The organism is Pseudomonas sp. HLS-6 (assembly GCF_002753995.1).
Taxonomy (GTDB): Bacteria; Pseudomonadota; Gammaproteobacteria; order Pseudomonadales; family Pseudomonadaceae; genus Aquipseudomonas; species Aquipseudomonas defluvii.
This window is the reverse complement of record NZ_CP024478.1, coordinates 1,720,859-1,733,916: the sequence shown is the minus strand read 5'-3', so window position 1 is coordinate 1,733,916 and position 13,058 is coordinate 1,720,859. Positions and strand designations below refer to the sequence as shown.

Annotated in this window: 11 protein-coding genes; all 11 read left to right on the top strand. The window is 63.8% G+C overall.

The window, feature by feature from the left end; all coding sequences use genetic code 11:
• The first annotated feature begins 2 nt into the window (after positions 1 to 2).
• The 11 genes from CS390_RS07985 to CS390_RS07935 all read left to right on the top strand — a co-directional run bounded on the left by CS390_RS07985 (position 3) and on the right by CS390_RS07935 (position 10,293).
• Positions 3 to 200 (top strand): CcoQ/FixQ family Cbb3-type cytochrome c oxidase assembly chaperone, encoded by a 198-nt coding sequence (locus tag CS390_RS07985; RefSeq protein ID WP_065761563.1) that lies wholly within the window; start codon positions 3 to 5, stop codon positions 198 to 200.
• Positions 197 to 1,177 carry a cytochrome-c oxidase, cbb3-type subunit III gene (ccoP, locus tag CS390_RS07980; RefSeq protein WP_065761562.1) on the top strand — a complete coding sequence of 327 codons (981 nt, stop codon included), beginning with the start codon at positions 197 to 199 and terminating at the stop codon, positions 1,175 to 1,177. The genes CS390_RS07985 and ccoP overlap by 4 nt, the downstream gene beginning before the upstream one ends.
• 274 nt (positions 1,178 to 1,451) lie before the next feature.
• Positions 1,452 to 2,867 (top strand): cytochrome c oxidase accessory protein CcoG, encoded by a 1,416-nt coding sequence (gene ccoG / locus CS390_RS07975; protein WP_099773979.1) that lies wholly within the window; start codon positions 1,452 to 1,454, stop codon positions 2,865 to 2,867.
• Between the two features lie 12 nt (positions 2,868 to 2,879).
• Positions 2,880 to 3,419, top strand: coding sequence for a FixH family protein (locus CS390_RS07970; RefSeq protein WP_099773978.1), 540 nt, complete (start codon positions 2,880 to 2,882; stop codon positions 3,417 to 3,419).
• Positions 3,420 to 3,497: 78 nt separating this feature from the next.
• Entirely contained in the window at positions 3,498 to 5,948 is a 2,451-nt protein-coding gene (locus CS390_RS07965) for a heavy metal translocating P-type ATPase (RefSeq protein WP_099773977.1), read from the top strand.
• A 13-nt stretch (positions 5,949 to 5,961) separates the two neighbouring features.
• Positions 5,962 to 6,189, top strand: coding sequence for a cbb3-type cytochrome oxidase assembly protein CcoS (ccoS, locus tag CS390_RS07960; protein WP_099773976.1), 228 nt, complete (start codon positions 5,962 to 5,964; stop codon positions 6,187 to 6,189).
• On the top strand, positions 6,182 to 6,865 hold the full coding sequence (locus tag CS390_RS07955) for a sulfite exporter TauE/SafE family protein (RefSeq protein ID WP_065761557.1): 684 nt from the start codon (positions 6,182 to 6,184) through the stop codon (positions 6,863 to 6,865). The genes ccoS and CS390_RS07955 overlap by 8 nt, the downstream gene beginning before the upstream one ends.
• Positions 6,866 to 6,947: 82 nt before the next feature.
• Positions 6,948 to 8,330, top strand: coding sequence for an oxygen-independent coproporphyrinogen III oxidase (hemN, locus tag CS390_RS07950; protein WP_065761556.1), 1,383 nt, complete (start codon positions 6,948 to 6,950; stop codon positions 8,328 to 8,330).
• Between the two features lie 110 nt (positions 8,331 to 8,440).
• A complete protein-coding gene (gene fnrA, locus CS390_RS07945) occupies positions 8,441 to 9,175 on the top strand; it encodes a Crp/Fnr family transcriptional regulator FnrA (RefSeq protein ID WP_065761555.1) in 735 nt (244 codons plus the stop codon).
• 56 nt (positions 9,176 to 9,231) lie between these two features.
• Positions 9,232 to 9,780, top strand: a complete 549-nt coding sequence (locus tag CS390_RS07940) for an adenine phosphoribosyltransferase (RefSeq protein ID WP_099773975.1) — start codon at positions 9,232 to 9,234, stop codon at positions 9,778 to 9,780.
• A gap of 57 nt (positions 9,781 to 9,837) precedes the next feature.
• The gene (locus CS390_RS07935; protein ID WP_099773974.1) at positions 9,838 to 10,293 is read left to right on the top strand and encodes a transposase; all 456 of its coding nucleotides are present in this window, start codon (positions 9,838 to 9,840) and stop codon (positions 10,291 to 10,293) included.
• Positions 10,294 to 13,058: the final 2,765 nt, after the last annotated feature.

Sequence of the window (13,058 nt, the reverse complement as noted above, 5' to 3'; positions counted from 1 at the left end):
TGATGGATATCGGGATGATTCGTGGCCTGGGCACCGTCGTGGTGATGGTGGCCTTCATTGGCCTGGCGTTGTGGGTATTCAGTTCTCGACGCAAGTCTGAGTTCGACGAAGCGACCTTGCTGCCTTTCGCGGATGATCCCGAGGCCATCAAGCACGTCGAGCAAGCGCAAGCGAGAGCTTCTAGGAGTAACAACGAATGACTACCTTCTGGAGTCTGTACGTCACCGTTTTGAGTCTGGGCACCATCTTCGCCCTGACCTGGCTGCTGCTGTCCACCCGCAAGGGCCAGCGCAGCGAAGCCACCGATGAAACCGTGGGCCACTCCTTCGATGGTATCGAGGAGTACGACAACCCACTGCCGAAATGGTGGTTCATGCTGTTCGTCGGCACCATCATCTTTGCCCTGGGCTACCTGGTGCTGTACCCCGGCCTGGGCAACTGGAAAGGTATGTTGCCAGGTTATCAGTACCTGGATAACGACAAGAAAACCGAGTTCGCCAACGGCCAGCCTGGCTGGACCGGCGTTCACGAGTGGGAAAAGGAAATGGCGCGTTCGGATGCCAAGTTTGGGCCGATCTTCGCCAAATTTGCTGCCATGCCGATTGAGGAAGTCGCCAAGGATCCGCAAGCACTGAAAATGGGTGGCCGCCTGTTCGCCTCCAACTGCTCGGTGTGCCACGGTTCCGACGCCAAGGGCTCCTACGGTTTCCCGAACCTGACCGACAACGACTGGCGCTGGGGCGGCGAGCCGGAAACCATCAAGACCACCATCATGGCCGGTCGTCATGGTGTGATGCCGGCCTGGGCTGAAGTGATTGGCGAGCAAGGCGTAGCCGACGTGGCGGCCTTTGTCCTGACCAACCTCGATGGCCGCACCCTGCCAGAAGGCGCGAAAGCCGATCCGGCCAACGGTCAGAAGCTCTTCGCTGCCAACTGCGTGGCGTGCCACGGGCCTGAAGGTAAAGGTACCCCGGCCATGGGCGCACCGAACCTGACTCACCCACAGGCGTTCATCTACGGTTCGAGCTTTGCTCAACTGCAGCAGACCATCCGTTATGGCCGTCAGGGCCAGATGCCTGCCCAGCAGGACCTGCAGGGTAACGACAAGGTTCACCTGCTGGCCGCCTACGTCTACAGCCTGTCGCACCAAGCCGACAAGGCGACCGACGCGAAGTAATTCGATCGGCTGAAAGAAGCCCCGCCAGCCTGCGCTGACGGGGCTTTTTTACACCCATTAGGCCGTGACGGATTGCGCGATCACCGGCTTCGTGACCTGCGTCAATTGACACATGCCATTACACTATCGCAAAGCTTTACCCAACGCGGCCAAAAGTCGCACCCCTCCCCCGTAATGCCAGTACAGGCGTATCATGCGCCCTAGAGCATCAAGCTTTTGACTGCGGCCCGCAGGTACGGGTCGTGGCACTTTTCCACTGCCGTGGGACTCAATGATGAGCAACCAGATTCCGGTACACGACGTCACACCGCCTGCCAAGAAAGCCGACAACAGCGTCGACCTCTATGCCTCTCGTGACAAAATCTATACCCGCGCTTTCACCGGCCTGTTCCGCAACCTGCGGATGGTTGGCGGCGCAGTACTGTTCGTGCTCTATTTCGGCACCGTCTGGCTGAACTGGGGCAACCACCAGGCCGTCTGGTGGAACCTGCCCGAGCGCAAGTTCTACATCTTTGGCGCGACCATCTGGCCGCAGGATTTCATCCTGCTCTCTGGCCTGTTGATCGTGGCGGCCTTCGGCCTGTTCTTCATCACCGTCTTCGCCGGCCGGGTGTGGTGTGGCTACACCTGCCCGCAAAGCGTCTGGACCTGGGTCTTCATGTGGTGCGAAAAGGTCACCGAAGGCGACCGCAACCAGCGCATGAAACTCGACAAGGCACCGATGAGCGGCAACAAATTCCTGCGCAAACTGGCCAAACACAGCCTGTGGCTGCTGATCGGCTTTGTCACCGGGATGACCTTCGTCGGCTACTTCTCGCCGATCCGCGAGCTGGCGGTAGAGTTCTTCACCGGCCAGGCCGATGGCTGGGCCTACTTCTGGGTGGGTTTCTTCACCCTGGCCACCTACGGCAACGCCGGCTGGCTGCGCGAGCAGGTGTGCATCTACATGTGCCCGTACGCCCGCTTCCAGAGCGTCATGTTCGACAAGGACACCCTGATCGTCTCCTACGACCCGCGCCGGGGTGAAACCCGTGGCCCGCGTAAAAAGGATATCGACTACAAGGCCAAAGGCCTGGGTGACTGCATCGACTGCACCATGTGCGTTCAAGTGTGCCCGACCGGCATTGATATCCGTGACGGCCTGCAGATCGAGTGCATCGGCTGCGCCGCCTGTATCGACGCCTGCGACACCATCATGGACAAGATGAACTACCCTCGCGGGCTGATCAGCTACACCACCGAGCACAACCTGTCGGGGCAGAAAACCCACATGGTGCGCCCACGCCTGATCGGCTACGCCATCGTGCTGTTGACCATGATCGGCCTGCTGACCAGCGCCTTCGTCATGCGTTCGCTGGTTGGCTTCGACGTCAGCAAAGACCGCGTCCTGTACCGTGAAAACGCCCAGGGCCGGATCGAAAACGTCTACAGCCTGAAAGTCATGAACAAGGACCAGCGCGATCACGTGTACGTGCTCGATGCCGCCGGCCTGCCAGGCCTCAAGCTTGAAGCCGTGCGTGAAGTCAGCGTCGCTGCCGGCGATATCGTCAGCCTGCCCGTGCAACTGTCGATGGCACCGGAACAACTGCCCTCGACCACCAACGAAGTCACCTTCATCCTGCGCGACGCCGATGACAGCAACGTCCAGGTTGAAGCCAAGAGCCGATTCATCGGCCCGCAAATTCGATAAGAGAGTCTGCCAATGCGTTCAGCAACTGCCGCAAGCCCCTGGTACAAGCACCTCTGGCCTTGGATCATCATTGGCATTCTGGCCACATCGGTGACCCTCAGCCTGACCATGGTTGGCATCGCGGTAAACAACCCGGACAACCTGGTCAACGACAACTACTACGAGGCCGGCAAAGGCATCAACCGCTCACTCGACCGCGAGTTGCTGGCGCAGACGCTCAAGCTCAAGGCCAGCGTGCACCTGGACGAGCTCACCGGCGAAGTGGACCTGCGCCTGCAGGGCGACAGCCAGCCGCAACGCCTGCAGTTGAACCTGATCTCGCCAACGCAGCCCGAGAAAGACCGCAAAATTGAACTGGTACGCAGTGAAAGCGAACCCGGCCGCTACCTTGGCCAGCTCAATGACAAGGTAGAAGGTCGGCGTTTCGTGGAGTTGCTGGGCAGCCAGGACGAGCACGTCTGGCGCCTGTTCGAGGAAGAACAGGTCGGCCACGACAAAACCCTGGTATTGGGCGATGAAGCCCTTCAGGGCGCCGAACACCTGGAACAATGAGTTTCGCCATCATCGCTGGCACGCTCGGCCCCTGCGGGGGCCGGCCGTGCCCGTCCTGAACTGCCTGCGATAGACACCATGACCAGCCCCACCCCCTGCTACCACTGCGCCCTGCCCGTCCCTGGCGGCAGCCACTTCACCGCTGTGGTACTGGGTGAACCGCGCCAGTTCTGCTGCCCGGGCTGCCAGGCAGTCGCCGAAGCCATCGTCGCCGGAAACCTGGAAAGCTACTACCAGCACCGCAGCGAAGCCAGCGCCAACCCTGATGCACTGCCCCTGCAACTGGTCGATGAACTGGCCCTGTACGACCGTCCCGACGTCCAGAAACCATTCGTGCGCCACATCGGCGAACAGGCCGAAACCACCCTGCTGATCGAGGGCATCAGTTGCGCCGCCTGTGGCTGGCTGATCGAAAAGCACCTGCGCAACCTGCCCGGCGTGGCCGAGGCCCGACTGAACCTGTCGAACCACCGCCTGCAACTACACTGGAGCGACAGCCAACTCCCGCTGTCAAAACTGCTCGCCGAACTGCGCCAGATCGGCTACGCCGCGCACCCCTACCAGGCCGACCGCGCCGCCGAGCAACTGGCCAACGAAAACCGTACAGCCCTGCGCCAACTGGGCGTTGCCGGGCTGCTGTGGTTCCAGGCAATGATGGCAACCATGGCCACCTGGCCGGAGTTCAACATTGACCTCAGCCCGGAACTGCACACCATCCTGCGTTGGGTGGCGATGTTCCTGACCACCCCGATTGTCTTCTACAGCTGTGCGCCGTTCTTCCGCGGCGCCGCCCGCGACCTGCGTACCCGCCACCTGACCATGGACGTCTCGGTGTCACTGGCCATTGGCCTGGCCTACGGTGCCGGTATCTGGACGGCCATCACCGGCAGTGGCGAGCTGTACTTCGACGCGGTCGGCATGTTCGCCCTGTTCCTGCTGGCCGGCCGCTACCTGGAGCGACGGGCCCGCGAACGAACCGCAGCGGCTACCGCGCAACTGGTCAACCTGCTCCCGGCTTCCTGCCTGCGCCTGGACGCACAGGGCAACAGCGAACGCATCCTGCTCAGCGAACTGCACGTGGGTGACCGCGTGCTGGTCCACCCGGGCGCCGTGCTGCCCGCCGATGGGCGCATCCTTGACGGCCAGTCCAGCGTCGATGAATCGCTGCTCACCGGCGAGTACCTGCCACAACCGCGCCAGCCCGGCGATGCCGTGACCGCCGGCACCCTGAACGTGGAAAGCGTGCTCACCGTCGAAGTACAGGCACTGGGCCATGACACCCGGCTGTCTGCCATTGTCCGCCTGCTGGAGCGGGCACAGTCGGAAAAGCCCCGGCTGGCGGTGATCGCCGACCGCGCCTCACAGTGGTTCCTGCTGTTCACCCTGATCGCTTCGGTTGCAATCGGCCTGCTCTGGTGGCAACTGGATGCCGACCGGGCCTTCTGGATCGTGCTGGCCATGCTGGTTGCCACCTGCCCGTGCGCCCTGTCGCTGGCCACCCCCACGGCACTCACCGCCGCCACCGGCACCCTGCACAAGCTGGGCCTGCTGCTCACCCGCGGCCATGTGCTGGAAGGCCTGAACCAGATCGACACGGTGATCTTCGACAAGACCGGCACCCTGACCGAAGGCCGCCTGACCCTGCGCAGTATTCGCCCACTCGGCAACGCCGACGCCGATCACTGCCTGAAACTGGCCGCTGCCCTCGAAAACCGCTCCGAGCACCCGATTGCCCGCGCCTTCGGTCGCGTCCAACACGTCGCTGACGAAGTCCAGGCCTCACCCGGCCTCGGCCTTGAGGGCCAGGTTGACGGGCAGTGGCTGCGTATCGGTCAGCCCGCCTTTGTTTGTGCCCTCAGCGGCAGTACCGTGCCGCCGATGCCCAATGAGGCCGGGCAATGGCTACTGCTCGGCGACACCGAAGGCCCGCTGGCCTGGTTTGGCCTGGACGACCGTCTGCGCCATGACGCCAGCGACCTGGTGGCGGCGTGCAAGGCCCGCGGCTGGAAAACCCTGCTGCTCTCCGGGGACAGCTCCCCCATGGTCGCCAGCGTCGCGGCAGAACTGAACATCGACCTGGCCATCGGCGGCCTGCGCCCGGACGACAAACTGGAGAAACTCAAGGCATTGCAACGCGAGGGGCACAAGGTGCTGATGCTCGGCGACGGCGTCAACGACGTGCCGGTACTAGCAGCCGCCGACATCAGCATTGCCATGGGCTCCGCCACCGACCTGGCCAAGACCAGCGCCGATGCCGTGTTGCTGTCCAATCGGCTGGACGCACTGGTGCATGCCTTCGCCCTGGCCCGGCGCACCCGCCGCATTATTATCGAGAACCTGCTCTGGGCAAGCCTGTACAATGGCCTGATGCTGCCGTTCGCGGCACTGGGCTGGATCACACCGGTCTGGGCGGCGGTCGGCATGTCGATCAGCTCATTGATCGTGGTGCTCAACGCACTGCGCCTGACCCGCGTCGCCGGTGATTCGGCCCAGGCCGCGCCTGCCACCTCTCGCCCCGCGACGGCCTGACCAGGAGATTTCCATGCCCGCGCTCTATGTCATGATTCCTGCTGCGCTGCTGATCGTTGCCATCGCCGTGTACATTTTTTTCTGGGCGGTCGACAGCGGCCAGTATGACGACCTCGAAGGCCCGGCCCACAGCATCCTGTTCGACGACCAGGACCCAAAACACCAGGCGGCCGTAGACACCACGCAAGCGGCTGAAAAAACCGCCAGCGCCAAAGACGAAGGCGCCCCACCCCGTGGCTGACCTGCTGCCCCTGCTGAGTTCGGCGCTGATTCTGGGTTTGCTCGGCGGCGGCCATTGCCTGGGCATGTGCGGCGGCCTGATGGGCGCCCTGACCCTGGCGATCCCGCAGGAGCAACGCAGCCGTCGCCTGCGCCTGCTACTGGCCTACAACCTGGGCCGCATCCTCAGTTATGCCACCGCCGGCCTGCTGCTCGGCCTGGCAGGCTGGGCACTGGGCAATAGCCCGCTCGCCACCGGCATGCGCGTCGTGGCGGCACTGCTGCTGATTGCCATGGGCTTGTACCTGGCAGGCTGGTGGAGCGGCCTCACCCGTATCGAAGGCCTTGGCCGTGGCCTGTGGCGGCATATCCAGCCGATTGCCAACCGCCTGCTGCCGGTGTCCAGCGCGCCACGCGCCCTGCTGCTCGGCGCACTTTGGGGCTGGTTGCCGTGCGGCCTGGTCTACAGCACCCTGCTGTGGGCCGCCAGCCAGGGCAATGCCCTCGACAGCGCCTTGCTGATGCTCGCCTTCGGCCTCGGCACCTGGCCGGTCCTGCTTGCCACCGGCCTTGCTGCCGAACGCACCCGCGCGGTACTGCGTAAACGGGGCGTGCGCATCGCGGGCGGCCTGCTGGTGATCCTCTTCGGCCTCTGGACCCTGCCCGGCCCGCACCAGCATTGGCTGATGGGCCACTGAAGCGGCGTTGATGCAAATCAACACCCCGTTGCGAATCGCTCCCTAGACTTCAAACATTGCCGCATCTCTAGGGACTGCCTCCATGCTCGACGTACTTCGTTGGGACTCTGACCTGATTCGCCGTTACGATCTGGCAGGCCCACGCTACACCTCCTACCCAACTGCCGTGCAACTGCACAGCCAGGTGGGCGCCTTCGACCTGCTGCACGCCCTGCGTGACAGCCGTCGAGCGGTGCGCCCACTGTCGCTGTATGTGCATGTGCCCTTCTGCGCCAATATTTGCTACTACTGCGCCTGCAACAAAGTCATCACCAAAGACCGTGGTCGCGCCCAGCCCTACCTGCAGCGCCTGGAGCAGGAAATCCAGCTGATTGCCTGCCACCTCGACCCTAACCAACAGGTCGAGCAGTTGCACCTGGGGGGCGGTACTCCCACCTTCCTCAGCCACGAAGAACTGCGCCAGCTCATGGCTCACCTGCGCAAGCACTTCAACTTGCTGGACGACGACTCCGGCGACTACGGCATCGAAATCGACCCGCGCGAAGCCGACTGGTCGACCATGGGCCTGCTGCGCGAACTGGGCTTCAACCGCGTCAGCCTTGGCGTACAAGACCTCGACCCGCAAGTACAGCGGGCCATCAACCGCCTGCAAAGCCTGGAGCAAACCCGTGCGATCATGGAGGCAGCGCGCACCCTGCAGTTCCGTTCAGTCAACCTCGACCTGATCTACGGCCTGCCCAAGCAGACCCCGGAAGGTTTTGCCCGCACGGTCGAGGAAGTGATCAAACTGCAACCAGACCGGCTCTCGGTGTTCAACTACGCGCACCTGCCCGAGCGTTTCATGCCGCAACGGCGGATCGACGCCAACGACCTCCCCGCCCCTGCGGCCAAACTCGAGATGCTGCACAACACCATCGAACAGCTCACCGCTGCCGGCTACCGCTACATTGGCATGGACCACTTCGCCCTGCCGGACGACGAACTGGCCATCGCCCAGGAAGAGTCGACCTTGCAGCGCAATTTCCAGGGTTACACCACCCACGGGCACTGCGACCTGATTGGTCTGGGTGTTTCGGCGATCAGCCAGATCGGCGACCTGTACTGCCAGAACAGCAGCGACCTGAACGAATACCAGAACAGCCTGACCCTGTCACAACTGGCCACCAGCCGCGGGCTGATCTGCAATCAGGATGACCGCGTGCGCCGCGCCGTGATCCAGCAGTTGATCTGCCATTTCGAGCTGAAGTTCGAGACCATCGAACAAGCATTCACCCTCGACTTTCGCGGCTACTTCAAGGACCAATGGCCGGCACTGGAAGGCATGGCCAAGGACGGCCTGATCAGCCTCGACGCCGAAGGCATCACGGTACTGCCAGCGGGCCGCTTGCTGGTGCGCTCGGTGTGCATGGTCTTCGACGCCTACCTGGACCTGCACAACCGCCAGCGTTTCTCGCGGGTCATTTGACGATGAGGGGGCACAGACACCGATCAACAGCTTGTATAGCGCACTGGCTTCAGGGAATTTGCTGAGTTACCCTTATGGCTTATGTGTGCTTTACCACAAGGACTGATGAAATGTCTGAGCCAGTTAAACAACGCGCTCACAACCAAGCCCATTGCAAGGATTGCAGCCTGGCGCCCCTGTGTCTCCCCCTGTCACTCAACCTGGAAGACATGGACGCACTGGACGACATCGTCAAACGCGGGCGTCCGTTGAAGAAAGGCGAGTTTCTGTTTCGACAGGGCGAAAACTTCGGCTCGGTCTATGCCGTACGCTCAGGCGCACTGAAGACCTTCAGCCTGAGCGACAGCGGCGAAGAACAGATCACCGGCTTCCACCTCCCCAGTGAGCTGGTCGGGCTTTCCGGCATGGACACCGAGGCCTATCCGGTATCGGCCCAGGCCCAGGAAACCACATCGGTATGTGAGATTCCCTTTGAGCGCCTGGACGAACTCTCGGTACAACTGCCGCAATTGCGTCGCCAGTTGATGCGCGTCATGAGCCGGGAAATCCGTGACGACCAGCAAATGATGCTGCTGCTGTCGAAGAAAACCGCCGACGAGCGTATTGCCACCTTCCTGGTCAACCTGTCGGCGCGCTTCCGTGCTCGCGGCTACTCGGCCAACCAGTTCCGCCTGAGCATGTCGCGCAACGAAATCGGCAACTACCTGGGCCTGGCGGTGGAAACCGTGTCCCGGGTGTTTACCCGCTTCCAGCAGAACGGCCTGATCGAAGCCGAAGGCAAGGAAGTGCGCATCGTGGACCCAATCCAGCTGTGTGCCCTGGCGGGCGGCGCCCTGGAAGGCTGAACACCGCGTATAAGCGGGTATACTGATGGGCATTTGTTCCTCAGGATACCCGCACCATGCCCAGCGACACTTTCAACCTCAAGGCCTTGATCCGCCCGGTAATGGACTTCCCCAAGCCCGGCGTCGTGTTTCGCGACATCACCCCGCTGTTTCAATCGCCCCGAGGCCTGCGCCATGTCGCCGACGCCTTTATCGAACGCTACGTCGAAGCTGAGTTCAGCCATATCGGCGCCATGGATGCGCGTGGCTTTCTGATCGGCGCGATCATTGCCCACCAGTTGAACAAACCGCTGATCCTGTTCCGCAAGCAAGGCAAACTGCCTGCGAACGTGCTGACCGAAGGCTACCAGACCGAATACGGCGAAGCCTTTCTGGAAGTGCATGCCGACAGCCTGTGCGAAGGTGACTCGGTACTGATCTTCGACGACCTGATCGCCACGGGTGGCACGCTGCTGGCCGCGGCCAACCTGATACGCCGCACCGGCGCCCAGGTGTTTGAAGCCGCAGCGATCATTGACCTGCCCGAACTGGGCGGCTCACAGCGCCTGCAGGCGGCGGGCATTCCGACGTTCTGCCTGACCACCTTCTCCCTGAGTGAACAGTAGCCCAGGCACCCTCGCAGGCAAGCCTGCTTGTATGGTAGGACTTAAAAGGAGATAGACATGGACCGTCCAAACTCCCACCGCCTTCGTCGGGGCAGGTTTTCCGAACCTGGCAGGCTGTATCTGTTGACCAGCGTCACAGCGCATCGAACACCTATCTTCACAGACCTGAGGCTCGCACGACTGTTGGTCGCTGAGTTCCGCCATGCACAACAGGCAAGCACTGCGCGATCACTCGCCTGGGTGGTAATGCCCGATCACTTCCATTGGCTGATGGAACTGCAACAGACAACCTTGAGCAGTGTGATGCGGCAGCTCAAATCGCGAAGCACCTGCGCAATAAACAAGGCCTGCCTACGTTCGGGCCGGCTATGGCAAGCAGGCTTCCACGACCGCGCGTTACGCCACGAAGAAGATGTTCGGGCCATTGCCCGCTATATCATCGCCAACCCACTGCGCGCCGGGCTGGTTCAAAAAATTGGCGACTACCCTCACTGGGATGCCGTCTGGCTCTGAACCACTGAGTGCCTGTGATGGCTAGTGACTGCATCGCGGGCAAGCCCGGTTCCTGTTGGAGCTGGCTTGCCTGCGATAGCGTCGGTGGGGTGTCCGTGAGTGCGCGGCGTCTGTATCGCGGGCAAGACCGGCTCCTACAGCTGGTGCGGGCTTTGTTGGAGCTGGCTTGCCTGCGATGGCGTCGGTGCGGTGTCAGCGAGTGCGCGGCGTCTGTATCGCGGGCAAGCCCGGCTCCTACAGGCTGGCGTGGGATCTGTTGGAGCTGGCTTGCCTGCGATGGCCTCGGCGCGGTGCCAGTGAGTGCGCGGCGTCTGCATCGCGGGCAAGCCCCGCTCCTACAGGTTGCGCGAGCTCTGTTGGAGCTGGCTTGCCTGCGATAGCGTCGGTGGGGTGCCAGTGAGTGCGCGGTATCTGCATCGCGGGCAAGACCCGCTCCTACAGCTGGCGCGGGGCTCTGTTGGAGCAGGCTTGCCTGCGATGGCCTCGGTTGGGTGTCAGTGAGTGCGCGGCGCCTGTATCGCGGGCAAGGCCCGCTCCTACAGCTGGCGCGGGGCCTGTTGGAGCTGGCTTGCCTGCGATGACGTCGGTGGGGTGTCCGCGAGTGCGCGGCGTCCGTATCGCGGGCAAGACCCGCTCCTACAGCTGGCGCGGGGCCTGTTGGAGCTGGCTTGCCTGCGATGGCCTCGGTGGGGTGCCAGTGAGTTCGCGGCGTTTGCATCGCGGGCAAGCCCGGCTCCCACAGCTGGCGCGGGGCCTGTTGGAGCTGGCTTGCCTGCGATGGCGTCGGTGGAGTATCCGCGAGTACGCGGCGTCTGCATCGCGGGCAAGCCCGGCTCCTACAGGTTGCACTTTCTGTTGGAGCTGGCTTGCCTGCGATGGCCTCGGCGCGGCGCCAGTGAGTGCGCGGCGTCTGTATCGCGGGCAAGCCCGGCTCCTACAGGTTGCACTTTCTGTTGGAGCTGGCTTGCCTGCGATAACGTCGGCGCGGTGCCAGTGAGTGCGCGGCGCCTGTATCGCGGGCAAGCCCGGCTCCTACAGCTGGCGCGGGGCCTGTTGGAGCTGGCTTGCCTGCGATGGCCTCGGCGGGGTGTCCGCGAGTACGCGGCGTCTGTATCGCGGGCAAGCCCGGCTCCTACAGCTGGCGCGGGGCCTGTTGGAGCTGGCTTGCCTGCGATGGCGTCGGTGGGGTATCCGCGAGTTCGCGGCGTCTGTATCGCGGGCAAGCCCGGCTCCCACAGCTGGCGCGGGGCCTGTTGGAGCTGGCTTGCCTGCGATGGCTTCGGTGGGGTGTCCGCGAGTTCGCGGCGTATGCATCGCGGGCAAGACCCGCTCCTACAGGTTGCGCAGGCCTGTTGGAGCTGGCTTGCCTGCGATGGCTTCGGTGGGGTGCCAGCGAGTGCGCGGCGTTTGCATCGCGGGCAAGCCCGGCTCCTACAGGTTGCACTTTCTGTTGGAGCTGGCTTGCCTGCGATGGCCTCGGCGCGGTGTCAGTGAGTGCGCGGCGTCTGTATCGCGGGCAAGCCCGGCTCCTACAGGCTGGCGTGGGATCTGTTGGAGCTGGCTTGCCTGCGATGGCTTCGGTGGGGTGCCAGCGAGTTCGCGGCGTTTGCATCGCGGGCAAGCCCGGCTCCTACAGGCTAGCGCGGGCTCTGTTGGAGCTGGCTTGCCTGCGATGGCCTCGGCGGGGTGCCAGTGAGTGCGTGGTGCCTGCATCGCGGGCAAGCCCGGCTCCTACAGGCTGGCGCGGGCTCTGTTGGAGCTGGCTTGCCTGCGATGGCGTCGGTGGGGTGCCAGCGAGTGCGCGGCGTTTGCATCGCGGGCAAGCCCGGCTCCTACAGGCTAGCGCGGGCTCTGTTGGAGCTGGCTTGCCTGCGATGGCGTCGGTGGGGTGCCAGCGAGTGCGCGGCGTTTGCATCGCGGGCAAGCCCGGCTCCTACAGGCTAGCGCGGGCTCTGTTGGAGCTGGCTTGCCTGCGATGGCGTCGGTGGGGTCTCAGCGAGTACGCGGCGCTTGCATCGCGGGCAAGCCCGGCTCCTACAGGCTAGCGCGGGCTCTGTTGGAGCTGGCTTGCCTGCGATGGCTTCGGTGGGGTGCCAGCGAGTTCGCGGCGTTTGCATCGCGGGCAAGCCCGGCTCCTACAGCTGGCGCAGGCCCTGTTGGAGCTGGCTTGCCTGCGATGGCCTCGGTTGGGTGTCAGTGAGTGCGCGGCGCCTGTATCGCGGGCAAGGCCCGCTCCTACAGCTGGCGCGGGGCCTGTTGGAACTGGCTTGCCTGCGATGGCCTCGGCGGGGTGTCCGCGAGTACGCGGCGTCTGTATCGCGGGCAAGCCCGGCTCCTACAGCTGGCGCGGGGCCTGTTGGAGCTGGCTTGCCTGCGATGGCCTCGGCGGGGTGCCAGTGAGTGCGTGGTGCCTGCATCGCGGGCAAGCCCGGCTCCTACAGGCTGGCGCGGGCTCTGTTGGAGCTGGCTTGCCTGCGATGGCGTCGGTGGGGTGCCAGCGAGTGCGCGGCGTTTGCATCGCGGGCAAGCCCGGCTCCTACAGCTGGCGCGGGGCCTGTTGGAGCTGGCTTGCCTGCGATGGCGTCGGTGGGGTGTCCGCGAGTTCGCGGCGTATGCATCGCGGGCAAGACCCGCTCCTACAGGTTGCGCGGGCTCCGTTGGAGCTGGCTTGCCTGCGATGGCGTCGGCGCGGTGTCCGCGAGTTCGCGGCGTTTGCATCGCGGGCAAGACCCGCTCCTACAGGTTGCGCGGGCTTTGTTGGAGCT